Source organism: Alteromonas sp. 5E99-2 (genome assembly GCF_017368475.1).
Taxonomy (GTDB): domain Bacteria; phylum Pseudomonadota; class Gammaproteobacteria; order Enterobacterales; family Alteromonadaceae; genus Alteromonas_F.
On the sequence record NZ_JAFNJE010000008.1, the window covers coordinates 59,753 to 85,631 of the forward strand.

The 25,879-nt window shown below is 40.6% G+C and carries 18 protein-coding genes; 6 read left to right on the forward strand and 12 right to left on the reverse strand.

Going from position 1 to position 25,879, the window contains the following annotated elements; translation table 11 throughout:
- Window positions 1-2 precede the first annotated feature (2 nt).
- The 9 genes from J3L16_RS09855 to J3L16_RS09895 form a co-directional block, all read right to left on the reverse strand.
- The gene (locus J3L16_RS09855) at window positions 3-410 is read right to left on the reverse strand and encodes a phosphate ABC transporter substrate-binding protein (protein WP_207612811.1); all 408 of its coding nucleotides are present in this window, start codon (window positions 408-410) and stop codon (window positions 3-5) included.
- Between the two features lie 236 nt (window positions 411-646).
- Entirely contained in the window at window positions 647-1,531 is an 885-nt protein-coding gene (locus J3L16_RS09860; RefSeq protein ID WP_207612812.1) for a LysR family transcriptional regulator, read from the reverse strand.
- Window positions 1,532-2,197: 666 nt separating this feature from the next.
- On the reverse strand, window positions 2,198-5,917 hold the full coding sequence (locus J3L16_RS09865; protein WP_207612813.1) for a hypothetical protein: 3,720 nt from the start codon (window positions 5,915-5,917) through the stop codon (window positions 2,198-2,200).
- A gap of 293 nt (window positions 5,918-6,210) precedes the next feature.
- Entirely contained in the window at window positions 6,211-8,106 is a 1,896-nt protein-coding gene (locus J3L16_RS09870; RefSeq protein WP_207612814.1) for a PQQ-dependent sugar dehydrogenase, read from the reverse strand.
- A gap of 136 nt (window positions 8,107-8,242) precedes the next feature.
- Window positions 8,243-10,294 (reverse strand): bifunctional diguanylate cyclase/phosphodiesterase, encoded by a 2,052-nt coding sequence (locus J3L16_RS09875; RefSeq protein WP_207612815.1) that lies wholly within the window; start codon window positions 10,292-10,294, stop codon window positions 8,243-8,245.
- Between the two features lie 181 nt (window positions 10,295-10,475).
- Window positions 10,476-13,301 carry a bifunctional aconitate hydratase 2/2-methylisocitrate dehydratase gene (locus tag J3L16_RS09880; RefSeq protein ID WP_207612816.1) on the reverse strand — a complete coding sequence of 942 codons (2,826 nt, stop codon included), beginning with the start codon at window positions 13,299-13,301 and terminating at the stop codon, window positions 10,476-10,478.
- Between the two features lie 127 nt (window positions 13,302-13,428).
- Window positions 13,429-14,352 carry a 2-dehydropantoate 2-reductase gene (locus J3L16_RS09885; protein ID WP_207612817.1) on the reverse strand — a complete coding sequence of 308 codons (924 nt, stop codon included), beginning with the start codon at window positions 14,350-14,352 and terminating at the stop codon, window positions 13,429-13,431.
- The gene (locus tag J3L16_RS09890) at window positions 14,349-15,029 is read right to left on the reverse strand and encodes a TIGR01621 family pseudouridine synthase (protein WP_207612818.1); all 681 of its coding nucleotides are present in this window, start codon (window positions 15,027-15,029) and stop codon (window positions 14,349-14,351) included. The genes J3L16_RS09885 and J3L16_RS09890 overlap by 4 nt, the downstream gene beginning before the upstream one ends.
- A complete protein-coding gene (locus J3L16_RS09895) occupies window positions 15,026-15,559 on the reverse strand; it encodes an Hpt domain-containing protein (protein WP_207612819.1) in 534 nt (177 codons plus the stop codon). Before J3L16_RS09895 ends, J3L16_RS09890 begins: the two co-directional genes overlap by 4 nt.
- 160 nt (window positions 15,560-15,719) lie before the next feature.
- On the opposite strand from J3L16_RS09895, the gene J3L16_RS09900 reads away from it, so the two are divergent.
- The 3 genes from J3L16_RS09900 (at window position 15,720) to J3L16_RS09910 (ending at window position 20,839) form a co-directional block, all read left to right on the forward strand.
- Window positions 15,720-18,533, forward strand: coding sequence for a pitrilysin family protein (locus J3L16_RS09900; RefSeq protein ID WP_207612820.1), 2,814 nt, complete (start codon window positions 15,720-15,722; stop codon window positions 18,531-18,533).
- A 22-nt stretch (window positions 18,534-18,555) separates the two neighbouring features.
- Window positions 18,556-20,157 (forward strand): glutamate--cysteine ligase, encoded by a 1,602-nt coding sequence (gene gshA, locus J3L16_RS09905; protein WP_207612821.1) that lies wholly within the window; start codon window positions 18,556-18,558, stop codon window positions 20,155-20,157.
- Between the two features lie 61 nt (window positions 20,158-20,218).
- Entirely contained in the window at window positions 20,219-20,839 is a 621-nt protein-coding gene (locus J3L16_RS09910) for a hypothetical protein (RefSeq protein WP_207612822.1), read from the forward strand.
- 20 nt (window positions 20,840-20,859) lie between these two features.
- On the opposite strand, the gene smrB is transcribed toward J3L16_RS09910, so the two are convergent.
- Window positions 20,860-21,390: an endonuclease SmrB gene (gene smrB / locus J3L16_RS09915; protein ID WP_207612823.1), complete on the reverse strand. Its 531-nt coding sequence runs from the start codon at window positions 21,388-21,390 to the stop codon at window positions 20,860-20,862.
- A gap of 81 nt (window positions 21,391-21,471) precedes the next feature.
- Between smrB and prmB the strand changes: the two genes are divergently transcribed.
- Genes prmB through J3L16_RS09930 form a run of 3 tightly spaced genes read left to right on the forward strand, consistent with a single transcriptional unit; the run spans window position 21,472 to window position 24,711 of the window.
- Window positions 21,472-22,401, forward strand: a complete 930-nt coding sequence (gene prmB / locus J3L16_RS09920) for a 50S ribosomal protein L3 N(5)-glutamine methyltransferase (protein WP_207612824.1) — start codon at window positions 21,472-21,474, stop codon at window positions 22,399-22,401.
- 13 nt (window positions 22,402-22,414) lie between these two features.
- A complete protein-coding gene (aroC, locus tag J3L16_RS09925) occupies window positions 22,415-23,518 on the forward strand; it encodes a chorismate synthase (RefSeq protein ID WP_207612825.1) in 1,104 nt (367 codons plus the stop codon).
- Window positions 23,518-24,711: an MFS transporter gene (locus J3L16_RS09930; RefSeq protein ID WP_347564658.1), complete on the forward strand. Its 1,194-nt coding sequence runs from the start codon at window positions 23,518-23,520 to the stop codon at window positions 24,709-24,711. Before aroC ends, J3L16_RS09930 begins: the two co-directional genes overlap by 1 nt.
- On the opposite strand, the gene arfB is transcribed toward J3L16_RS09930, so the two are convergent.
- Window positions 24,708-25,109 carry an alternative ribosome rescue aminoacyl-tRNA hydrolase ArfB gene (gene arfB, locus J3L16_RS09935; protein WP_207612826.1) on the reverse strand — a complete coding sequence of 134 codons (402 nt, stop codon included), beginning with the start codon at window positions 25,107-25,109 and terminating at the stop codon, window positions 24,708-24,710. The genes J3L16_RS09930 and arfB overlap by 4 nt on opposite strands.
- A complete protein-coding gene (locus tag J3L16_RS09940; protein WP_207612827.1) occupies window positions 25,106-25,426 on the reverse strand; it encodes a CPBP family intramembrane glutamic endopeptidase in 321 nt (106 codons plus the stop codon). The genes arfB and J3L16_RS09940 overlap by 4 nt, the downstream gene beginning before the upstream one ends.
- Between the last annotated feature and the right edge of the window lie 453 nt (window positions 25,427-25,879).

Consider the following 25,879-nt stretch of genomic DNA (forward strand, 5'->3'; position numbering starts at 1 on the left):
CCTCACAGTTCTATTACTTTAACGGCACCAGTCACTGATGCTCTATCGACATATCCGATAACGCTTGGATTCGCAGATACTAGGTCGATGACTTCTGCATCGCTCCCAAGCTCTTTAGGAGGTATGCCTTTTCCTGTGAAAACAAGCTTGGACCAATAAGCAGCTACCTGAGTAGTGCTTCGCTTTAACACTTCTGAATCAAAGGCTTGTCTTGTTGCAGACGATGCGGCTTGGTTTACAGGAACGGTTTCAGAACCGTCAGCAAACTTTTTTTCTTTCCCTAAAAAAATACGTTTAACTACTTTTGCATCAATAGCGTTAGCGTTACCAGTGTTAACAATGACAACGGGTTCAGCAAGCGCAATGTTGGTAAAGATGAGTAAATTTAGGAGTACTATGATTTTAAACATAAGTGGCCTCTGTAAATGTAAAGTGTTTAAAATGATTAAGTTTATTTAATTATTGTTATTATTAGGTCTTACAAGGTTTAGCGTAGAAGGTATTTCGCGACTGTCAAGGAAGTGAGTAAAGGAAGTTGGCCGCAAGTTTTGCTTGTTACGTCGCAATTATTGATAACTACTGAGATTGTATTAATATGTGTTTATTTCTTTTATATAAGCCTTCTGTGTAAATACTAATCGCTAAGTTAACTGGTTCGTTTGGCAATATTGATAAAATCTTGTAGGTAAGGAACCTCGTCTTCGCCTTTTCTTATTCCTAAGTAAATATCTTTTTGAATTCCCTTTTCTCCAATTTGAACACTGGTTACTGGTAGGTGATTTGTATAGTCATCAACTAGCCATCCAGGTAGGGCGCATACTCCTCGTTTAGCCGCTACCATCTGTAACATTATTTCGGTGGTTTCTATTAATTTGTGTTTTTTCACCGTGCACTTTGCAGGGTGCAAAAATTGACTAAAGATATCTAACCTCTCGGGTTCGACTGGATAAGTAAAAAGAGTTTCTTCGCTAAGGTCTTTGGCTTCTATAAAGGCTTTTTGTGCTAGATCGTGAGAGTTACTGACTACTAAACGGTGCTCGTAATTAAATACAGGAATGTAATTCAATTCCGGTTTAAATAGTGGATCTGGGGTAACCAACATATCAATTTCATAGTTGTATAATGCGCCTAATCCGCCAAATTGAAAGGCTTGTTTAACGTCTATATCAACGCCAGACCATTTTGCTAAGTAGGGGGTAATGACTTTTAATAACCATTGGTAACAGGGGTGACACTCCATACCGATTCTAAGAGATCCGATTTCTCCTTTCGCGACATGGCTAAGCAATAATTCAGTATGTTCGAATTGAGGTAATACGCGCTCTGATAATATTAACACGCGATGTCCCGCATCAGTTAAACGTAAAAGTCTGCCTTCTTTTTGCCAAATTGCTGTGCCTATATGTCCTTCAAGTTTTTTGATACTGTGACTCAAGGCTGATTGAGATAAGTGCAAAGCACTTGCCGCTTGAGTTAAGGTTCCATATTTTTTTACTGCTGCTAATATTTCTAAATGAACCCGTTCTAACATGCTTATGCTCTTAGTTAATCTATGAATCTAATTCATGATTTAGTGTATTTCATTTAATAATTAGGTACAAATTCATCTTTGATGGCAGTAGAAAAAAAGTGTTGCATACATGAGTGAAGTTGAGTTTTCGAATCCCTCAAAGGTTTGTGACTGATAGTTTTACAGTTAAGTAACTAACGTAAACTAAGCCTAGAGTGCAAACCATAAACAAACTTGCAAATAAAAAGGCCATGGAGAGTTTGATTCTTTTTTGAAGTCTAAGTAAAAATTTATCATTTCTTGTTACTGGATCAGGTAAAACAATAAAGCCATTTGCAATCCCGTATAAGCAAAAAAAACAGCCAAATAGTACGACGCTTGCTTGTAAATAGATATCCTGAATAGCGGTATTACTTGTGATAGCGAGTATAAAAAAAACGGCGGCGATGTTCGCCAAAACTAAAAATAAACGTCTAAAAAAATAGATGCGTTTGGCTAATTGATGTAATGCATTAAGCAAGTTGATCCCCCCTTTTTTATGCGCCTTTAGTATTGAAAGAACAATAGTTTAACGTCTTTTATCACGTTTGTTGATTTATAAGGCGTTTTTCGAGGTAAGTACCTTGAGTAATAGGAGAAAAAGAAAAGGGCTGCGAATGCAGCCCTTTTTAGTTTTCAGTTAATAACTTACTCGTCGTTTTCACCTTCAAAAGGTTGCATGATAACTGGGCAGTTAATGACTGCACCAGAAGCACGTAAGCCAGGTAAAAGATTACTTTGGATATCAGGGCTACCAGAGAAGCTGCTAATTAAGCCTTGGCTGATCAACTCATTGAGATCTTGGAAGCTTGTAATTGAACGTCTCTGATCTCCAAGGTCGCCGTTTATCGCTTCGTCAGTCCACATGTTCAAATGTGCGTCCCAAAATGGCGAATAGTTATTGCCATCTTCAACATCATTATTAGGGTCAAATGGGAACACGTTAACCGGGTCTAAGTCATCATCAAGAATAGTTGATGATAGGCTTTGACGGTTCGCTTTAGTTGCTCCATCTTCACTAATAGTTAAACCGTTGGTATTTGGCGAGAAGCCTAATAATACGGAACCTTCTTCACCGTTACTTTGACCAAAAACAGGTAAATTAGCCAGGCGAGGCGCGTAAACACCTAGCTCAATTGCCGCTGGTACTGGATCTGATGCGTCAGTCACTAAGTGATAGTAATAACGATCACCACCTTGCCAGCCATCGAGCAGTTGCATATTTACTGTACGGGCTTCGGTATCGATACTTAAAATACGATCATGTAGACCTGTTCTGTTAGCAATAATTTGCGCATTGATAACTGTGCCAGAAGGTAATACTACCAATGATGAGTATTCATCATCACCAGTTGCGCCAGCTTGAGCTACTGATGGTGGGAACGCAAATTCGCCATCACCTGCTTCTAGAATACGCTCTGGGGAGAAATCAACGTCACCGCGGAAGATAATGCGTCCGTTACCTGCAACTTGAACATATTGAGCTGCATCTCTTGCTGCTTCACTGGCACCAAAACGTAAGTTTGGAGATAATGTTGCACCGTACATTTCAGCAGTTTCACTGGTTGAAGCTTCAGTAATGATGTAATACGTGGGCTCACCATTTGGACCAATACCTTCATGTATCGGTAATGTCACATTTGCAAGTTCATTGTTTCTTAAGTTAGGCTCATCAACATCGATAACGCTAGGTAAGAAAACATTAAGCTCGTCGCGGAATGAGCGATTTGAACCATTGAAGTCTTCTAAATCACGGCCGGCTTCTTGAGCTGACAATGTCATAATAAGCGTTGCTTCTTCTAACGGAGATAAAGGTGCATCGCTAAACACTTCACCCGCTTCCAATTCACCTTCAAAAGGCTGAAGAATAACTGGGCAGTTAATAACGGCATTAGATGCACGTAAACCGAATAAGAATGGATTCTCTGGCCCGGTGCTACCTGCAAAGCTTTCAACTAGGCCTGCTTCCATAAGGTTTTGTAAATCTTCGAAACCACGGATAGCGCGACGTTGACCATTGGCAATTGCCGTTTCTGTCCAACTGTTTAAATGTGCATCCCACATAGGTGAATAGTTGTTGTTTTCTTCGCTTTCGTTGTTTGGATCAAACGGGAAAACATTCACAGGGTCACGGTCGTCATCGACAATCGTTGAACTAAGACCTTGGCGGTTAATATCATCTTCATCTAGACCATCATCAAAAATAGTCAAACCATTAGTATTCGGTGAGAAGCCTAGTAATACGCTTTCTCTACCTTCACTGGTACCTTGTAAGTCTGGTCCAGTTACACCGAAAGTAGGTAAATTAGCCATTCTTGGCGCATGAACACCAAGCTCAATAGTCGCAGGTACTACGTCTGATGCATCGGTAACTAAGTGATAATAGAAAGAATCGCCACCTTGCCAGCCATCAAGCAATTGGAAGGTTACTTCACGAGCATCTAAGTCCGCACCTAATATTCTGTCATGGGTACCGGTTGCGTTCGCTACGATTTGCGCATTTACAACTAGGCCACTAGGCAGAACGACTAACGAAGAATATTCATCATCACCTAAGCCACCAGCTTGAGCTGTGGTTGGAGGGAAAGCTGAACCTTCAAGTATGCGCTCTGGTGCGAAATCTACAGTACCTCTAAATACCATTAAACCTTCGTCGTTAATGGTTACTCGTTGTGCTGCTGCTTCTGCTGCAGGAAGGGCTCCAAAACGCAAGTTAGGCGCTAAGATAGTACCTGCAATATCTGAGGTCTCTAAGGTAGATGTTTCAGTCAGTATGTAATAAACATTTTCACCTTCTGGACCAATACCGCGGAATAGAGGCAATGTGGCATTTGCTGCTTCATTATCACGCAGATTGATAGCATCGATAGAAACTGTGTTACGTAAGAACACATTTAAATCTTCAGAGAAGGTGCGATCAGCACCGGTGAAGTCAGCGACTGTTTTGCCAGCTTCTTCCGCTGCAGCTTCAACTAGTAGGGTGATTTCTTCAGCAGCAGTTAATACTTGCTCATCAGAACCTTCGAACGGCTGCATAATAACTGGGCAGTTAATAACAGCGTTTGATGCTCGTAGTCCGAATACGAAATCGTTTTCTTGACCAGGGCTGCCACCAAAACTCACGATATCGCCTGCAGCAATGAGGTCTTGTAAGTCTTCGAAGCTGCGAATGGCACGACGTCTGCCTGCGGCAATGGCTTCGTCTGTCCAGCTATTTAAGTGAGCATCCCAGAAAGGAGAGTAGTTGTTGTTTTCTTCTGATTCGTTGTTTGGATCAAAAGGAAATACGTTAACAGGGTCTAAATCTTGGTCAAGAATAGTAGAGGTTAAGCTTTGACGGTTAATACCACCAACGCTGTTTTCAGTAACATTTAAGCCATTGGTATTAGGGGAGAAACCAAGTAATACACTTTCGCCGTCTAACGAGCTATCACCAAAAACAGGTAGATTAGCTAAACGCGGTGCATACACACCTAATTCAATAGTCGCTGGAACAGGATCTGACGCATCGGTAACTAAGTGGTAGTAGTAACGGTCACCACCTTGCCAACCGTCAAGTAGTTCCATCTGGACCCAACGCTCTTCAGTGTTGATATCAATGATTCTGTCGTGATTACCAGATGCATTTGCAACGATCTGGATATTCAATACTGCGCCTGATGGCAGAACGGCTAGGGAAGAATACTCGGCATCACCCACAGCTCCTGGTTGTGCAATGGCTGGCGGGAAAGGTGTATCTTCACCTGGGGTCAAAATACGTTCTGGACTGAAATCAACGTCTCCAAGGAATACGACGCGACCATCATCATTAACACTAACGCGCTGAGCTGCATCTGCTGCAGCTGGCAAAGCACCGTAGCGTAGTTTAGGCGCCAGAATTGCACCCAAGGCTTGGGCAGTTTCAATGGTTGACGCTTCTGTAATGATGAAATAGGTTTCTTCACCTGAAGGGCCAATACCTTGATAAAGTGGCAAGGTAACATTAGCACGAGTGTTATCACGTAAGTTTTCTTCATCAACGTCTATTGCGCTTGGTAAGAAAACATTCAACTCGTCTCTGAAGCTACGATCGCTACCGGTAAAATCTTCTAATGTTCTGTTGGCTTCTGCGGCGCCCAGTGCTGCGATGGCGGTAACTTCTGCAACTTGTTGTTCTGTTTCAGATACTCCGGCGTTATCGTCTACTGGTTGCTCTGCAACAACGTCATCTTCTAACACTGTGGCATTGTCGCTGTCACTGCTACAAGCACTAATTATGGCAAGGGATACGGCTACACAAGCATAAGTTTTTGCTTTTTTGAAAAAGAGATTTTTGGGTGAATTTTGAACATGCAGGATCTGTTCTGACTGAGATAAAGGAGTTTTCATGGTCGTTGCTCTCGACGGTAAATTAAAAGTTAAAATCAATTAGTCTTTGATCCGTGTATTAAGAAATACAATTGGATGTACTTAGCATATTGGTTAGTTATCTCGAATCTATAACGAAGTAAAAGCGTTTGTGTCACATTAAAAAGATAAAGTTATAACTTAATTCAGAATGATAAAAAATTTTACGGGATGAGCTAACTATTTGTTATTTAAAATAAATTGAATAGGGACGCCGTGATTCAATATGTGTATAACGATTGAATCACGGAAACATTATGTGAGGAGATATTCGCTTAGCGTTTTGTTCTTTTTAAAAATATTCCGATTAAGAGAAAGAAACTGAAGAATAAGTTTAACGCGCCGCCGCCAGAAGACTCGGAGACTAGTTCAGGTGTGACTTCAGGTGTTGGCTCTGGAGTGGGTTCTGGATTAGGCTCTGGTGCAGGAGCAGGCGTTTCTACCTCAGTGTTATTGATTCTGAATACGCGACCAACATTATTTTCAAAATCTCGTGTGAAGATAAATAGCTGATTGGAGTTATCGTTTCCAAAACCTAAGATCCCTTGTCCTTCAATAGGGTTGTCATTCAAAGCAACTTCTTCAATGTCATTACTTTCATTTAACGAGAAAACACGGCCGAGTATGTCTGCAAAAACGTATCGTCCAGTTAAATTGTCGTCAATATCTCCGCCATAGACTACACCGCCTATAATGGCGATACCTTCGTCATGGTCGTAAGCGGCAATAGGTTCAACAAAATCCGCACTGGCTGCTTGGTCAAATACGAAACCGGCACTTTCGCCATTGTTAAAGAAGCCAAATGGCCCTTCTCGTTGAGGCCAACCAAAATTGTCTCCAGAATTTACAATATTAATTTCTTCAACATTGTTTTGCCCTACATCTGCGGCAAAAAGCGTTGATGTATCGGAATCAAAATATATTTTGAAAGGGTTTCTTAATCCGGTAGTGAATATTTCATTGGGTATGTTTTCGTCATTAATAAAGGGGTTGTCAGCGGGCACACCGTAATTTCCATTGGCAGAATCTACACCAAGGGGATCAATACGTAATATCGAACCGAGAACATTGCTGGAGTCTTGCCCATTACCACCTTCGCTATGGCCAGTGCCTTGGTCGTCAGCACTTCCACCGTCACCAACGGCAATAAGTAAGTTATTACTGTTGTCGAAAACTAAGGCGCCACCGTTATGATTACCTTGAGGTTGACCTATGGTCATTAACGTTGACGCTGAACTCGGATCAATACTAATACCTGTAGCGTCGTTTGTTGATGCTGTCCACTGAGTAATAACAGATATGTTATCGAGCTCATTACTATCTATTGTAGGTAAGAAGTCGATGGTTCCATCTACTACTTGTGATGTTTGGGTGTAAAGTAAGCCGTTCGATGAGAAATCTGGGTGGAATGCTAATCCAATTAACCCACGTTCTACACCGGTTACGATTTGGTCGGCTAATGATATGACTAAACTGATTTCATCGGTTTGTTCGTTAAGAGCCCAAATATTACCGTCTTGCTCTGCGATGAAGAAAAAGCCATCAACGCCAGGTGCAGTAACCCCAATAATGGGAGACGTCAGGGTATCAGCAATGAGTTCCAAATCTAAACTTATACCACTTGAAGGAATAGGATCCGGAATTGGATCGTCCAGAGCTATCGGTGCATCAGGGTCGACGACTTGAGCAAAATCTACAAAGCTAAAGTCATCAATTGCAGCGTATTCATCTGTATTATTAATACCTTGAATTCGTGTTATACCAACGTCTGAAGAAAAAGTTACTTCGGTAAAGGCATCTCTGTTTCCTTGCACTGTTAGAGAAGGAGAGACACTATCGGATTCAAATATGTTTATTGTGCTTTGTACGTCTTCAGTTCTATCTCTTAAGAAAAACGTTACACTTTGAACTGGCTCTTCAAATGTTATCTCTGCACTACCTTGTTGAAACAAAAAGGAGTGAATACCACTTCGGTAAAGAAAGCCTACACTGATAACATCTACTGCTCCACCGGTAAAAGTGACCGTATTACCAGAGTCATTTAAAGTGAACTCGCCACTTCGGTCTACAAATTCAAAGTCAGTAGAAAACGTTTGAGCAGAGGTTGTTGCTGAAAATAGCGCAGTAGTGGCTAGTGCTAGTGCGGTTTTACAGAATGCCTTTTTGTTCATTGTAATTATTTCATATCGGGTAATGTACACTAACTCTAGCGTTAAGCATGGTGAGTTGTTTACCGATTCTATAAAGAATGAAAACGCAAGCTGTTCTTTTTTATAACAAAACTTTCACAGTAGATAAAGAAGTGCTTTATGGTTGGCTGTTAAGTTGGGTTAACATTTCGTCCCATGATAGAGGTTTAGACAAATAAAAACCTTGTAATCTATCGCATCCATGATGTTTTAAATAATCAATTTGAGATTGAGATTCAATCCCTTCGGCAACAGTGAGTAACTTGTAAGACTTAGCAATGGACAATATAGCATTGACCGTGGTTTTAGGAGCCTCAGTGTGACAATTTAAATTGTCTATAAATGATTTATCAATTTTTAAACTATCTACAGGGTAGCGAATAAGCTGACTAAAAGCTGTGTAGCCTGTGCCAAAATCATCTAGCGCTAAAGAGATACCTAACTGCTTTAACTCATTTAATATAGTAATACTGATTTCGTCCACTTCTACGAGACTGGTTTCGGTTACTTCTAATTCGATAAAAGAGGCGGCTAGAGAATATTTTTTTAGCAAGCCGGCAATTGCTTTTGCAAAATGTTTATTTTTTAGTTCTAACGCGGAAATATTAATACAAAATTTAAACGTATTTTGGGCCAGTGCTTGTTGATGTTGGGCGATAAGCTGAATTGTGGATTCTAACACCCATAAATCTATGGTTTGGATCAAATCATATTGTTCAGCAATTGGAATAAACTGATCTGGGCCGATACCTTCAAGGCTTTTGGCTTTGCATCTGATGAGTATTTCACAGCCAACGATAACAAGAGTTTTTGTGTCAAAAATAGGCATAAAATTGAGCGTAAACGCATTGTCTTCAATCGCATTTTTTAGGTTCTCTGCGATTTTTTTTCTAAATAACATCTCGCTTGCCGCTTGTTCATCGAAGAGCTTAAATTGGTTTTTACCATTTTTCTTCGCAAGATACATGGCTGAATCAGCACGTACCATTAACGCATCAAAGGTTTTAGAGGATGCATCTGATGCAGCGATACCTAAACTCACATTGAGTTTGATAATGTGTTGACTGAGTACTAGAGGTGAAGCCAGAGACTGTATCATTTCTTTTGCGATAGGAGCGGTATCAGCTAATCGAATATCTTTTACCAGTAGTGCGAACTCATCACCTGCGAGTCGACAAAATGCATAACTATAGCGTTGTTTTAAATGAGGCTCTATGATTGTTGACATTTTGTCACAAAACCCACGTAGGATCTCATCACCCACTAGGTGACCATAGGTATCATTGATTTTTTTGAAGTCGTCAATGTCGAAGTAAAACATGACTAATTTGGTTTTTTTAGAGAGAAAGTGTTGATACTTTTCGACCCAATTATCTAAGCCCCTTCGATTCAGAAGGCCAGTTAATGCGTCTGTATTTGACATAACATCTAGCTTATTTCGCTGCATAGAAATAAGTAATATGATGATGACTAACCAAAATAAAAGAATGAGTTTAAGCAAGCTACCTTCAGAAACTAGTTGACCATGAAGCTTCGCTTGTTTAACTATCATGCGATAATCGCCTAACTCTGAAAGTGAATTAGAAACCACTTCAATGTAAGCAATATTAGTGAAATCGAGCATGGCATTATCAAACGAAATTCTGTATTGATCGATCCACCAAGATTCAACATGAAACGCTGATAAAGGTACCTTGATAGGGGGCGGGTGGTTTGACGGCGAGTAAACGATGGAATTAAATTTAAGAGAGACAAAATCATCTTCAAATGAATAAGCGTCATTGTAGTTTCTAAAGGACACTCTTAACTTTGGGTTTTCAAATGGAGCTTGGTAAGCAATATTCAGTTCAATAGAGTTGAATGATGATAAGTCGAGGCCATCGCTAATTGACTCACCGAGTGCAAAGCTAATTCCACAGACACTGTACTCGGTTTTGTCTGATAATTTACATTCAACTGATTTGTTTCCTTTAATATCGACAATGGAGCCACTCACGTTTCCAGTAAAAATAGTACTCACTACGTTTTCTGGTTTGGATGCGAACAAATCTTTTTCGATGTCCATATAGCCTAATCTATGGGTAACCCACACGATCATAGATATCACCACCAAAAAAAAAGCAATGCCATGGTTTTGTCTTCTTGTGAACGCACTTTTAAACTTAAACATTAACCTCCTCATAATTTTTTGGGGGTGGAGTTCATAACAATTTGTGAATGGTGTTTTGTATCAAATAGAGGTTAATTGTAGTTGAAAAGACGTGAAATTGTGGAATATAGAGAGATTAAAATAAAAAACGCCATCGTAGAAGATGGCGTTTTGGCGTTAACTTTGTTGTTAGCGAATAATCTTATTTCAGATCAACGCTATAAGTATTTCCTATGGTGCCCATAGGTGCACTAGAAGGTTCAGTGTTTAAGTCTTGAAGTGGTGGTGCAAACTTAGTTAGGTTTATACCTTTCACTGCTGCTTTGTATTCTTCAATACTTGGCGTACGGCCTAATACTGTTGACAGAACAACAAGTGGGGTAGACGCTAGCAGTGATTCACCTTTTTTCTCATCGGTATCTTCAACAACGCGGCCTTGGAAAAGACGGGTAGAAGTTGCAAGAACGGTATCACCTTTCTCTGCTTTTTCTTGGTTACCCATACATAAGTTACATCCAGGACGTTCAAGATACATGATGTTTTCGTATTTGGTACGAGCCGCTTCTTTAGGCTTGCTGTCATCAAATTCGAAACCAGAATACTTCTTAAGAATATCCCAATCACCTTCAGCTTTAAGCTCATCTACAATGTTGTATGTAGGCGGAGCAATAACCAATGGCGCTTTAAATTCAACACTGCCATTTTGTTCTTCGATGTTTCTTAGCATTTGCGAAATGATTTGCATATCGCCTTTGTGAACCATGCAAGAACCAACGAAACCAAGGTCGACTTTCTTCGTTGCGCCATAGAAAGAAACAGGGCGAATAGTATCGTGAGTATAACGCTTGGATACATCTTCGTTGTTTACATCTGGGTCAGCAATCATAGGCTCGTTGATAACGTCTAGGTCAACAACAACTTCAGCAAAGTATTTTGCGTTGTTATCTGGTGCTAGCGCAGGCTGGCTACCCGATTTAACACCGTCTATACGCTTGTTCGCCAAGTCGATAAGGCCTTGAAGAGTTTGTGCTTTGTTATCCATACCTTTGTCAATCATGATTTGGATACGGCTTTTCGCAATTTCTAATGACTCGATTAGGGTATCGTTTTCAGAAATACAGATAGACGCTTTCGCTTTCATTTCTGCAGTCCAGTCAGTAAAGGTAAAGGCTTGGTCAGCTAGCAAAGTACCAATGTGTACTTCAATCACTCGGCCTTGGAATACGTTATCACCAAACTCTTTAAGCATTTGCGCTTGAGTAGCATGTACAACATCACGGAAATCCATGTGTGATGCCATTTTACCTTTAAAGGTCACTTTAACCGATTCAGGGATAGGCATGTTTGCTTCACCTGTGGCTAATGCCAGAGCAACCGTACCTGAGTCAGCACCGAACGCGACACCTTTTGACATACGAGTATGAGAATCACCACCAATAATAATGGCCGAGTCATCTATTGTAATATCGTTAAGTACTTTGTGAATTACGTCTGTCATTGGCGGGTAAACGCCTTCAGGATCACGAGCCGTAATTAGACCAAACTTATTCATAAAGCTCATTAGCTTAGGAATGTTAGCTTGTGCTTTTTTGTCCCAGACTGAAGCTGTGTGACAACCAGACTGGTAAGCACCGTCTAAGATAGGTGATATTACCATTGCAGCCATTGACTCAAGCTCTTGAGAAGTCATTAAGCCCGTGGTGTCTTGTGAACCTACGATGTTAACGTTAACACGTACGTCTGAACCTGCATGTAACGCTGTTTTAGAAGTAACACCAACTGCGTTGTTGTTGAAGATTTTCTCAACAGCCGTTAAGCCTTGACCTTCGTAAGAAATTTCTTTTGATGGTGCAAATACTTCTGGCGCTTCAACACCGAGTGTTTCTGCAGCAAAGGTTTGAAGTTTTTTACCAAATACAATGGCGTATGAACCGCCTGCTTTCATGAACTCTACTTTTTGCGGAGTAAAGGCAGAAGATACATCAACTAATTCTTGGTCGCCGTTGTATAACTTTTTCTCTTTAGTATTAATCGTTAATACCGTACCGGTTGCAACTGAATACGCTTCTTCAAGTACAGGGTCGCCATTGGCGTCTTTTACTGTGTTGCCATTTTCGTCTACTTTCTTAACCCAGTTTTTAAGGTCAAGACCAATACCACCTGTTACACCAACGGTAGTAAGGAAGATTGGCGAAATACCATTAGTACCTGCAACAACAGGGGCAATGTTTACAAATGGAATGTATGGACTTGCTTGTTTACCCGCCCAAAGCGCTACGTTGTTAACACCAGACATACGGGATGAACCAACACCCATAGTGCCTTTTTCAGCGATAAGCATCACTTTTGCATTTGGGTGTTTTGCTTGAAGCGCTTGAATTTCTTGTTGCGCTTCAGGGGTAATCATACACTTGCCGTGTAGCTCTCTGTCTGAACGAGAGTGAGCTTGGTTACCTGGCGATAACAAATCGGTAGAGATATCACCTTCAGCAGCAATATAAGTCACTACATCAATGGTTTCATCGATTTCAGGTAGTTTAGTGAAAAACTCAGCTTGTGCGTAGCTTTCTAAAAGCGCTTTCGCGTTTGCGTTACCTGCTTTAAAGGCTTCTTCTATACGGGCCATATCAGCATCGTACAAGAATACTTGGGTTTTCAACATTTCAACCGCAGGGCTTGATACAGCAGCATCGTCGCTCAAGGCTAAATCAAGAAGCACTTCAATAGAAGGGCCGCCTTTCATATGAGAAAGAAGTTCGAATGCAAATTCAGCTGTGATTTCTGCAACGCTAGCTTCACCAAGAATAATTTCTTTTAGGAACTTAGCTTTAACACCAGCAGCACTGGTTGTGCCAGGAAGCGTGTTGTAAATGAAAAACTTAAGAGAGTCTTCTCTGAATTCATTTGAGGTGTCTTTAATTTGTGCAATAACCTCAGCAAGCAAATCACCACCATCAATTGGCTTAGGGTTTAACCCTTCGGTTTTTCTTACTTTGATTTCTTCGATGTAATCTAAATAAAGGCTCATTTATTTCTCTGACAAAGGACAATTCATGACATCTATAATAGCACTATAAAATGTAGGGGGAAATATACTGACGAACACAGATAATCACTTTTAGGCCAGTAAATACGAGGCTTAACGAGAATGAAAATCATTTAGAATGGTTTTCATTTGCTTGCTCTAGCCGCTTAATTTGGTCTAGTAGGCGTGTATTTTCACTTACGTCAACGCCATTTTCTTTCCCTTTTGAAACAATAAAACCGCTGATGTAGTCTATTTCACTGGGTCTGTGGTTTTTTAAGTCCTGATGCATCGAGGAATAATTGTTTGCCGTGTTTTGAATGACTGATCGCACTAACTCACTCATCACAGTGTATTCTAATTGAACACTAAGGGTACTCGCGACCTCTATACACTCTTGTATTATATTCATTATTACTTTGGTGAATGCGGAATCACCTAATACACCATTTTTTATATTATGGATTGCGGTAAGGGGGTTAATCACCGCATTAACAATCAGCTTTTGCCATAGTATTTGGTCGATATCATCGGAATACGATACCGGAGAGATTAGGCGAGTAAATAATGACTTTATTGATGCTATTTCTGTGCTGATTGCATCCGGCGAATGAGGTGATTTGGCTAGGCCAAATTGGGTAGTTCCGGTGCCTGTTATGTGAATTTGGCTTCCCTCTCGCTTAGCTGCATGAGACGTGGTTGCAAGGTATATACTGTGGTTTGGTAACAGGGCTTTTATTGCCTTTCTATCCAGCATGCCGTTGTGTAAAAGCACAACACTGGCCCGCTTTGGCAATCGAAATGCTAGATCCCTAAGCGCATTTTCAATTTGGTACGCTTTTAATGGCACAATCACAATGGAATCATCAAGGATATTAGGTTGATGGGTAATGATTGCGGGTAATCTCGTTACGGATTTATCTAGGTTTAATACCGTTTTAGGTAAATTGTTTAGTGAACGGACTTCACACGTAAATAACCTATCAAGGTTTACTAATTTAGCAGCAAGTAAGCTGCCGATGGCACCTCTACCGACAATGTGTATTGGATTCATGGCCACTTTAACTGCTCTGGAATGGGGGCGCTATTTAACCAAGTATTGAATTCGTCACCAACAAATAAATGGCCAGTGTTAGGGAGAGCATAGCAGCGTATTAGTTCATTGTTATAAGAAAACTGTATACCCCATGCATGAAGGTATAATCTGTCTGCACTGCTTCCTTTATAGCGGATATCACCAATAATTGCTGCGCCAATACTTTTTAGCGCGACTCGAATTTGGTGGGTTTTTCCTGTTATAGGCTTAACTAGGGCGACTCTAAGTTTAGGCGCAATAGAAAACGTATGAAATTGAGTAATAGCGGGATTTTCAGTTGTTCTCAATAATGCCATTTGACCGCCACGACGGTTTATCATATCGCCCCGTATAGTGCCTTGCTTCTTTCTCGGCTTGTTATCGAGTAGAGCTAAGTAAAACTTAGTTACGCTACGTTCTTGAAACAATTGCGATAGTATCGATGCTGATGTTTTGTTTTTAGCAATGACTAAACAACCGGATGTAGGAGTGTCTAATCGATGAACTAAATATAGTTTTATACTATTTAATTGTTGTTCTAATAAGGTGATTACCCCCATGTCAACATCGTGCATGGGTACGTCAATAGGCTTATTTATAATGATAAAATCAGCGTGATCATAAATTATTTCTATGGAATGTTGCGAGCTATTCAAGAGTTTAATAATTCCAGCGCAAGTGCGTAGTTTAAAGTGTCAATGGCCAGTGTTAATTGCTGTTTTTTTTCATCGTTATATTGAATAGTGGCCAATAATTTTGCTATTTCATCGTGAGAGATGTAAATGTTTTGTTTGAGTATGCAAACCAATTCGGTAACGTCACTTATGAGCTTTTTTTCGAACGCTATTTCTACTGTACCAGCCTTTTCTGCTTGTTGTATTAGCGCGGTTGTGTCGTTTAAGACATTAACAAATATTGGAAACGAATTAGGACATGAAAGTGTTAATTTAAGCTCGTCTTCCATTTGTTTTGATGTGGCGTAAAGTTGTTTACAACCTAAATTTCCTGCTACACCTTTTAGCGTATGGATAAGTGTTTTGGCATCTTCCCATTGTTCGTTATCGAACATTTCTTTTAGCTTGTTATCACAATTAGAATACTCTGTTTTGATTTTTGCCAAAAGCATAATAAGTAGAGATTCATCTCCACTTAATTGTGATAAGCCAAATCCAAAGTCGACTACCATATACCAGCTCCATGATGTTTTATGCTAGTCAGTTTAAGATAAATGCGAAGAAAAACCCAATAATGTAACCAAGTATCTCAACTCACTTGACACCCCTTATACCAATCGATAACACTGCGCCTTCGTATTTTACCGATACGCTACCTAAACAGGGGACTTTATGTTCATAGAGGTTTGCCGCAATTTTGCGTTTTTTGTTGCAATTACATTACTTTCGGCATGTAGCCAAGTTGAAGTGAGTAAAGACAGCGACCTCGATGCAAACATCTCTATCAAATATGAAAAGTTTACATTGGCTAATGGTCTAACGGTTGTCTTACATGAAGACCATTCTGATCCTCTTGTACATGTAGATGTAACCTATCATGTTGGTTCTGCAAGAGAATCAATCGGGCGTTCCGGTTTTGCTCATTTTTTTGAACACATGATGTTTCAAGGTTCTCAGCATATTGCCGACGAGCAACACTTTAAAATTGTTACTCAAGCGGGTGGAGATTTAAGTGGAACAACGAATTCTGATCGAACGAATTATTACCAAACAGTGCCATCGAATCAGCTAGAAAGAATGTTGTGGTTAGAATCTGACCGAATGGGCTTTTTGCTTGAAGCTGTAAACCAAGAGAAATTTGAGATACAAAGAGAAACGGTAAAAAATGAGCGAGGCCAGCGAGTGGACAATCAACCCTACGGGCTGCGTTCAGAGAAAATAGCACAAGCCTTGTATCCAGAACGACACCCGTATTCTTGGCCAACCATAGGCTATGTTGAAGATTTAGACCGAGTTGATGTAAACGATTTAAAGCAATTTTTCCTACGTTGGTATGGGCCTAATAATGCCGTGCTCACCATTGGAGGTGATTTTGACAAAACGCAGCTTAAAACCTGGATAACAAAATATTTTGCCTCTATTCCTCGAGGGCCAGAAGTCGTTGACAGTGAAGTTGTAGAGGTTGATTTAACGGAAACCCGTTACATCACCCTCGAAGACAGTGTGCACTTGCCCTTGATCCAAAAAACCTTACCTACGGTGAAAGCAAGGCACCCCGATGAAGCGGCATTGGATGTCCTTGCTGATATTTTAGGTGGAGGGAAAACATCATTACTATATAAAAATTTAGTTAAAACTGGAGATGCGGTGCAAGCCGTAGTCTCTCACCCGTGTAAAGAGCTGGCTTGTGAGTTCAATATTATTGCCTTAGCGAATCCAGAGCAAACGGCTAATTTGAAACAGTTGGACGATAAAATTAGTACGACATTAGAAGAGTTTGAAAAACGAGGCGTGCTGAAAGATGATTTGCAGCGCACTAAAGCGAACATTGAAAGCTCCACAGTGTTTAACCTGCAAAGTGTTGCTGGAAAAGTGAGTATTCTAGCGGCGAATGAAACCTTCTATGGAAACCCTGATCTCGTTGTTCAAGACCTTGAGCGTTATCGGTCAGTCACTGCAGCGGATGTGTTAAGGGTGTACCAAAAATATATTAAAGATAAAGCCAGTGTTGTTTTGAGTATCGTGCCCCATGGTTCAACTGCTTTGGCTGCCGCGCCGCAAAATTACGTTGCTCCTTCGCGCTCCTTGGGCCAAGACATTGAAATTGTTGATACACGCACTTCGGTTTCAACATTTGATAGACATGTAATGCCGCCCTCAGGGCCGGCACCATTAGTGAAAATACCAGAGCTGTGGCAATCGCTTATTAATGAAAAGATAGGAGTAATGGGAATTGAAGCCTATGACACTCCCACTGTTAACTTGTCTTTTGCGTTTGAAGGTGGGGTACTTCTAGATCCTATTGACAAAGCGGGTCTTGCATCGGTTACAGCCTCATTGATGAATCAATCCACCCAGAGCTTTTCAAATGAATCTATAGCAAATGAATTAGAAAAATTAGGAAGCAATATATCGTTCACAGCAGGTGGGCGTTACACTGTTGTAAGTGTAAGTTCGTTAAAGAAAAACCTGGATAAAACACTAGAGCTAGTACAAGAAAAGTTACTTCAACCTGCTTTCTTGGAAGATGAGTTTAACCGCACTATGACGCGTTTCATTCAGGCTAAAAGCCAACAGAAAAACGACTCAGGCTCTATGTTATCTAGGGCACAAGGCCAAGTATTATTTGGTAGCAACAATCGAGTTAGTTTGCCTGACGATGGCACGCTTTCTACCTTAAAAAATATTACACTCAATGATGTACGTGAATTCTATCGACGCTATTATACCAGTGCGATGGCCAGTGTGGTTGTGGTTGGCGCAGTATCTCAAGAAGAAATAGTGTCTAAACTAGGATTTTTAAAAAACCTCAGCGACGATGAGTACACTATCCCAAAATATTCTTCGTTTCCCGAGTATACAGAACAGTCTATCTTTTGGGTGGATAAACCTGGGGCTGTGCAGTCGTCCATAAAACTAGTCAAGCGAGCAATGCCTTATGATGCTACGGGCGACTACTTTGAAGCACAGTTGATGAATTTTCCTTTGGGCGACGCATTTAACAGCCGGATTAATTTAAACTTAAGGGAAGATAAAAGCATCACTTATGGAGCGGGCAGTCGCTTTGTCGGTGGCAAAACATTGGGGTGGTTTGAGGTTGGCGGTGATATCATTGCTAAAAGTACAGGATTAGCTATTAGCGAAATATTGGAAGAATTAAATACCTATAAAACAGAAGGTATTCTTGCCGAAGAACTTATCTTTATGAAAAACGCCTATACTCAGTCTGACGCCCTTTCTTATGAAACACCGGCAAGTAAAGCAGGGTTTTTGCGTAGATTATCGGCGTATAATTTATCCACTGATTATAAGGCTCAGCAGCTCGATATCATTAAGGGAATGACGATAGAGAAAATCAATCAAGCCGCATTGCGCCATTTACATCCAGATGGGCTTCAAATTATCGTGGTAGGCGATGCCAGTGTAATTGAAAAACAATTGAAAGCTTTTGATTTATCCATAAGAAAACTAGATTTAACAGAATGAAGCGCTTGCGCAGGAACGAATTTTGATAAAACCAAATGAAACATTTTTGAATCGATTAGCCGCCGTAGAGTCTGAGCCTAATGCATTAATGGGTATACAGCATGGGGTTGAGCGAGAAACCTTAAAAATAAATGAAACTGGTGCCATGTCAGTTTCGCCTCATCCTGAAATCTTAGGATCGGCGTTGACTCACGAGAGTATTACCACTGATTTTTCAGAATCCTTACTCGAGTTCATAACACCGCCAGAAAAAAGCATTACTAAGTCAATGAACCAACTTGCGGATATTCATAAGTTTGTTTCGGAAAGTTGTGAGGAACGCTTATGGCCATTAAGCATGCCATGCTTTATTAAAGATGAACACGATATACCCCTAGCGTATTACGGTGAATCTAATTCGGGCAAAATGAAGCGGGTTTATCGGGTTGGCTTAAAAAATCGTTATGGCAGCATGATGCAGGTTATTTCAGGTGTGCATTTCAATTTCTCTTTCCCTGCGGAGTTTTGGGAAAAGAGAGCAGAAATGGAAGGTCAGGAATTTAGTACTGATTTTCAGTCTGAACAGTATTTTTCATTACTTAGAAATTATCGCCGATACAGCTGGCTAATTCCTTATTTGTATGGCTCGTCGCCTGCAATATGCGACTCTTTTATTAAAGATAAAGAAGTAAACTTACCTTTTGAAAAAGTCGGTGATGGCAGTTTGTACCTTCCTTATGCAACGTCTTTAAGACTCAGTGATTTGGGTTATACCAATGTTGATCAGTCAAAAATGCATATTTGTTACAATAGCTTAGATAGCTATGTAGATTTATTACGAAATGCAATGAACACGCCATCAGAATTATATTCTAAGTTTAACGCAGGCGAAAACGGACATTGGCAGCAGTTGAGTAAAAATATTTTACAAATTGAAAATGAATTGTACTCGTCTGTTAGGCCGAAACAGCCCACACTTCCTTTAGAAAAACCCACAGACGCGTTGGTTAATAGGGGAGTAAGCTATATCGAAGTAAGAGCGTTAGACGTAAACCCCTATTCTCCTTACGGAATTAGTGAAGAACAGTTCTACTTTTTGGATGTATTTCTACTGACTTGTGCCCTTAAACCTAGTCAGAAATTAGATGCTGGCGGCGTTCAAGAGGCTCAAGCAAATTTCAAATCTATAGTGCTAGAAGGTAGAAGGCCCAGTTTAATTTTGCAGCGTGATGGTCAGAGCGTGTCTATGCAAGCATGGGCATCACAATTGTTTGATGAGTTTAGACACGCAGCAAACGCCTTAGATAAAGCAAATGGCACGAATAAATACACGCAAGCCGTTGAACGTGAATGGGAAAAAATTCTGGACCCGAATTTAACGTTTTCTGGGCGATGGTTAAACGAATTGTTGGAAAAGAACAAAGACAACGCAGTGTTGGGCCTTGAAAAAGCAGAGCAATACCATAAAGAAATGATGCAGCACAACTATGTTCATACTGATGACGCAGCATTTAGGCAACAGGCGGTAACATCGTTAGAGCAGCAAAAACAGAAAGATAACGTGGAAGATGTGCCATTTGAGGAATTTATTGCACGTTATTTCTCGCAAGCTCCGGCAAAAAAAATGCCTAGCGATAAACGCTAGGCATAAAATAGTTCCAAGGAAACACACAATAGTATAGTAGAACTATAAGGTAAGACACGCGATGCGAAAAAAGTTCACATTTATTTTACTGATTGTAACTATTTTTTTTATGGGGTGTGCAAACAAGCCGCCGAAAAACATCACCAATCTGTGTGACATCTTTTATGAAAAAAATGATTGGTATGACGCTGCTGCAAAAGTAAGAGACAAATGGGGAGTGCCTATACACGTACCTATGTCTATGATGTATCAAGAAAGTTCTTTTCGACATGACGCAAAACCGCCAAAGGATTACGTGTTTTTTGGCTTAATCCCTTGGGGGAGAGTGTCGTCGGCTTATGGTTATTCCCAAGCAAAAACCATCACGTGGAAAGATTATAAAAAAGAAGCCGGTAGAAGAGGCGCTGACAGAGATAATTTTAATGATGCAATAGACTTTATGGGGTGGTTTATTTCGAAAACACATTCTATCAACGGTATTTCTAAATGGGATGCCAACGCACAGTACTTGAATTATCACGAAGGTTGGGGGGGATACCGCCGTGGTAGCCATCATAAAAAACCTTGGTTAATTGCAGTGGCTAAAAAAGTCAAAGCGCGTTCAATCACCTATGCTGCGCAACTTAAAACATGTGAAGCAGATTTAAAAAAGAATTGGTTTCAAAAGTTATTTGGTTTCTAAATGAGCAAGCTTTTGCATGTTCAGAATTTTGGTTCAACTACATCCAACATTACCAATAACGCACCATGGCCACCGTATTCTAGTGGCGCTTGGTGGAACGCTTGTACTTTAGGGTGTTGCACTAAGTAATGAGGAAGGGAGCGTTTTAGCACGCCAGTTCCTACGCCGTGTAAAATACTGATGCACGCAATGTGCTGGCGCTGAGCTAAAAAAATCATAGAAACCAATTCTTGTTTCATTTCGTCTTTACTCATGCCATGGCAATCCAATACCCATTCAGGGGCAAAGTCACCTCTTCGAAGTTGTTTCGTTGTATAAGCGGGAATGTCTTCTCTGGTGTACTTTAGTGGTCCATTTTCGTCAAAATGAGCCTGATAAATATCAGAAAACGTAAAACTGGCGCTGGCTTGCTTACTTAATGAGTTTTCATTCGGCTCGTTACTGTGCGTTTTTTTAACGATTTTGGTTTTAGGCGGCACATATTTATCTTGTTTGTAGGGAGTGATACCGGCAACGGCTTGTTTAAATGCGTCAAAATCGTTGTCGTTCATAATTGGGTCCTACTTAACGGGTGTTTTCAATGCGGGATTTGGGTATGATACCGCCTTAATTTTCTGCTGCACAAGTTTTGCATGATAGACAACCACGATTTAGACGAAGCAATTGAACAGTTAGACTCAATTTTAGACATGGCTCGCTGGGCTGTGAGCCGTTTTATTGAGGCTGATTTATATTTTGGTCACGGCACCGATAACCCTTGGGATGAAGCTGTGACCTTGATATTTCATAGTTTGCAACTTCCTCAAAATATGGTTGAAGTGACAGGCGATGGGTTATTTAGTGCGAAGTTAACTAAGCAAGAAAAAAAAGTCGTTGTCGAAAGTATTCAAAAACGAGTACAAACCCGTTTGCCATTGCCTTACATTACAAATCAGGCATGGTTTAACGGAATGCCATTTTACGTGGATGAAAGGGTACTGATACCTCGTTCACCTTTCGCAGAAATGATAGAGAGCCGTTTTCAACCCTATTTCGATGGAATGCCCAACCGTATTTTAGACATGTGTACCGGTGGTGGCTGTATCGCAATTGCGTTAGCCCATGCATTTGAAAGTGCTAGCATAGATGCGGTTGATATTAGCGCTGACGCGTTAGAGGTTGCAGATTTTAATATTCAAGAATACCAGATGTCAGATCGTGTTTTTCCTATTCAATCTGACTTGTTTGATGCATTACAAGGGCAAATTTACGATTTAATCGTGACGAATCCTCCTTATGTTGATGCAGAAGATATGGCAGATTTGCCTGATGAATTTCAGCACGAGCCTGAACTTGCACTGGCTTCAGGTGAAGATGGATTGGATATTGTTGAGCAAATTTTAAAAAGTGCGACACAACAACTTTCTGATAATGGCTGGTGCTTCGTTGAAGTAGGCAATAGCCAAGTACATATGGAACAGCGCTTTCCCGGACTTGCGGTTGAATGGGTTGAATTACAGCAGGGCGGGCAAGGTATTTTCGCAGTGAGTGCAGCAGCACTTAAACAGTATTTTATAGCTTAAGGCAAGGTAACACATGGCAGGTAATAGCATAGGACAACTTTTTCGCGTCACCACATTTGGTGAAAGTCACGGCCCAGCCATTGGTGGTGTTATTGACGGCTGCCCTCCTGGCTTAGCGTTAACTGAATTGGATATGCAAGGTGATTTAGATCGCCGTAAACCGGGTACATCTCGTTATACAACTGCGCGAAGAGAAGGGGATGAGGTTCAAATTCTGTCTGGCGTGTTTGATGGTGTAACCACGGGAACAAGCATTGGTTTGGTTATCCAGAATACCGATCAGCGCAGTAATGATTACTCAAAAATTGCCGATCGTTTTCGCCCAGGACATGCTGATTATACCTACCAACAAAAGTTTGGTACTCGAGATTATCGTGGTGGCGGTCGCTCAAGTGCCAGAGAAACTGCAATTCGCGTTGCCGCTGGCGCTATAGCTAAAAAGTACCTAAAAGAGACGTTTGGTGTTGAAATTGTCGGTTATCTAGCCCAATTAGGCCCTGTGGAAATGGAATTGAAAAATGAAGCGGAAATTAATAATAACCCGTTATTTTGTCCCGACCCAAGCAAGTTAGATGAACTTGATGCTTATATGCGTGACCTGAAAAAATCAGGAGATTCTATCGGCGCCAAAGTCAATGTTATCGCCAGAAATGTACCAGTAGGCTTAGGTGAGCCTGTGTTCGACCGTTTAGATGCCGATATTGCCCATGCAATGATGGGTATTAACGCCGTAAAAGGCGTTGAAATTGGCGACGGTTTTGGGGTTGTAAATCAACTAGGTAGTGAACATAGAGACACGCTTACTCCAGATGGGTTTGAAACCAATCATGCCGGTGGCGTATTAGGTGGTATTTCCACAGGACAAGATATTGTTGTTAGTACTGCACTTAAGCCAACATCGAGTATTTCAGTACCTGGTGAGACCATCACTGTAGAAGGTGAAACAACGGATATTGTGACCAAAGGTCGTCACGACCCTTGTGTGGGCATTCGAGCCGTTCCTATTGTTGAAGCTATGTTAGCAATTGTACTGATGGATCATTGTTTAAGAAATCGTGCTCAGAATGCAGATGTGGTTTCGGCAACGCCCACTATTGCAGGTAGCATTAATAAATAGTGGAAAAAAACACTAAGGTAGGGCGCAATACCTTTATTTTTATTGGCCTTACCTACCTCTTGTATTTCGGTCAACTTGGTATTTTAACGCCTTATCTAAGTGTGTTTTTGGATGGCAGAGACTTTTCCTCAAAAGACATAGGCACCTTACTCGCGTTTATCACACTCACCCGTATTATTGGCCCTAGCCTTTGGGCTGGTTTAGCGGATAAAAGCGGAAAACCACTCCATATTATGCGCTTAGGCTGCTTTTTGTCAGCCTGTTTATTTGCCGGTGTTTTTTTTGTACATGGCTTCTTTTGGCTTACCCTAGTGTTTGGGGCCATGATGATGTTTTGGACCGCAGTGTTGCCCCAACTTGAGGTCATCACCCTACAACACCTGAAATCATCTAAATTGTCCTACGGCAAAATACGGCTATGGGGAAGTGTGGGCTTTATTCTTTTTACTGTGGTTACAGGAATGGCAATAGACTTGAAGGGGTCAGAAAGTCCAATATGGATTAGTATGTGCTTACTTGTTGTCTTATTTTTGTCGTCGTTAGCGCTTAATGAAGCTTCTGAGCGTCAGCAGAGTGGAGCAACAAAAAGCAAACTTTGGTTACTGGCATTAAAACGGCCTTTTGTTGTTTTCTTAATTGCGTCTTTTTTATTACAAATGAGCTTTGGTACATTCTATGGCTTTTTTGCTCTTTATCTCAGAGACTTAAATTACAGCGGTTCTCAAACAGGCCTTCTGATTGCGTTAGGGGTTGTATCTGAAATAGGTATCTTTCTTATCGCATCGAAAGTCATTAATAAACTGGGTGTTAAATTAACTCTGCTGATTAGTTTTTTCGCCACTGCGCTGCGTTGGTGGTTACTTGGTTTTTTTGGAAATTGGGCCGCTATCGTGTTTGTATCTCAGCTTATTCATGCTCTTAGTTTTGGATTAATTCATGCTACGTCAGTACACTTTATCCATCACTTTTTCCCAGCGAATTTTCAATCACGAGGTCAGGCTATCTACATTAGCGTGTCATTTGGCGTTGGTGGGGCGTTAGGGCATTACGTTTCTGGATCTCTTTGGAACAATGGCAGTGGTGCAGTAATCGCTTATACGTTTGGTGGTGTTTTGGCACTACTAGGAGCTACTTCTTTACTGTTCACCTCATCGCAAAGTATGGATGAGAGGGCTGCAAGCGAACAGACCTAGTAACTAGGCTTTGTTCTTAGGGCTTTTTTAGCGCCAGCTTTCTTTTTGCTATCTAAACGTTTTCTCTTTGCATTTCTTGAGGGTTTCGTTGGCCTACGAATCGCAGGGCGAACAAATGCTGCGTCGATAATCAACTTTAAACGTTCTAGAGCGGCTTGCTTGTTCATTTCTTGTGTTCGGTTGTTTTGCGATTTTAATATAATTTCACCGCTTCTTGTCACTCTATTGTCCGATGATGTAAGCAGTCTTTGTTTGACCTCTTCAGGAAGTTGCGAATCATGAATACGAAACCGTAAATGAATAGCGGAAGACACCTTGTTTACGTTTTGCCCGCCTGCACCTTGAGCGCGTATGGCCGATATATCGATTGCGGGGAGGAGCTGTTCTATATTTGTCATTGAGGCCCACCTGGAAATGCCAGCATGTCACCTAAACCTATGGTAAATAACCAAACACCGTAAGCACTATGTTCTGCTGATACCAGCCAAAGTGAACCGTGTTTTTTATATGACGAAGTAAATAATATTCCGCCAAAAAAGGTAAGTATAAAGACCAAGGTATTGTTTAAGAAAAAATGAGCGAAACTAAAAGTAACAGCGCTTATGGCTGCAAAAATAATGTATGACGATGTGAGGCCTTGGTACCGTTTAAAAAAGAATGAACGATACACAAACTCTTGAGGTATGACTGATACAAAGGTGTACACCAAGCTCATTGTGACCCATAGTTTTGGGGTATTTATGACAACATAAAATAAATTGTCAGGCGCATATTTCCACATTAAAAAGGTCGAGATACAAGCGAAAAGAACAAGGCGAGCCAAAATAACATAAGCTGTAACGGTTGGAACAGAAGGGAGTTTTTTAAAAGAAAATAGTTTTAGTTTAAAGGAAACTACACCTACGTATATTAAGGCCAATACACATGCGCTTAACTTTAGCCAGATAGGGAGGCTTAAACCAAGTAACAAAGGGCAGAATAAAAAAAGGACTATTAGTTCAACAAGTCTTTTCTGTTTTACTGTATCTTGCATCGTGTTTATTCTGCAGAAAATTGAACCATTTGAGGTCGATCATAAGTCGTTCAGCCCTAATATAAAAGAGATTTTTAGATGTAGTCATTAATAGCCTAATTATTTAGGAACAGATAAACAGCTTTGGGTTAGCAA

Bases quoted from the DNA above. Each gene is read 5' to 3' on its own strand.
- prmB (WP_207612824.1), top strand. From the start codon at position 21,472: ATGATAGACAACCACGATTTAGACGAAGCAATTGAACAGTTAGACTCA.
- J3L16_RS09880 (WP_207612816.1), bottom strand. From the start codon at position 13,301: ATGAGCCTTTATTTAGATTACATCGAAGAAATCAAAGTAAGAAAAACC.
- J3L16_RS09870 (WP_207612814.1), bottom strand. From the start codon at position 8,106: ATGAACAAAAAGGCATTCTGTAAAACCGCACTAGCACTAGCCACTACT.
- J3L16_RS09900 (WP_207612820.1), top strand. From the start codon at position 15,720: ATGTTCATAGAGGTTTGCCGCAATTTTGCGTTTTTTGTTGCAATTACA.
- J3L16_RS09855 (WP_207612811.1), bottom strand. From the start codon at position 410: ATGTTTAAAATCATAGTACTCCTAAATTTACTCATCTTTACCAACATT.
- smrB (WP_207612823.1), bottom strand. From the start codon at position 21,390: ATGAACGACAACGATTTTGACGCATTTAAACAAGCCGTTGCCGGTATC.
- J3L16_RS09910 (WP_207612822.1), top strand. From the start codon at position 20,219: ATGCGAAAAAAGTTCACATTTATTTTACTGATTGTAACTATTTTTTTT.
- J3L16_RS09860 (WP_207612812.1), bottom strand. From the start codon at position 1,531: ATGTTAGAACGGGTTCATTTAGAAATATTAGCAGCAGTAAAAAAATAT.
- J3L16_RS09895 (WP_207612819.1), bottom strand. From the start codon at position 15,559: ATGGTAGTCGACTTTGGATTTGGCTTATCACAATTAAGTGGAGATGAA.
- aroC (WP_207612825.1), top strand. From the start codon at position 22,415: ATGGCAGGTAATAGCATAGGACAACTTTTTCGCGTCACCACATTTGGT.
- arfB (WP_207612826.1), bottom strand. From the start codon at position 25,109: ATGACAAATATAGAACAGCTCCTCCCCGCAATCGATATATCGGCCATA.
- J3L16_RS09940 (WP_207612827.1), bottom strand. From the start codon at position 25,426: ATGAGCTTGGTGTACACCTTTGTATCAGTCATACCTCAAGAGTTTGTG.
- J3L16_RS09885 (WP_207612817.1), bottom strand. From the start codon at position 14,352: ATGAATCCAATACACATTGTCGGTAGAGGTGCCATCGGCAGCTTACTT.
- J3L16_RS09875 (WP_207612815.1), bottom strand. From the start codon at position 10,294: ATGTTTAAGTTTAAAAGTGCGTTCACAAGAAGACAAAACCATGGCATT.
- J3L16_RS09865 (WP_207612813.1), bottom strand. From the start codon at position 5,917: ATGAAAACTCCTTTATCTCAGTCAGAACAGATCCTGCATGTTCAAAAT.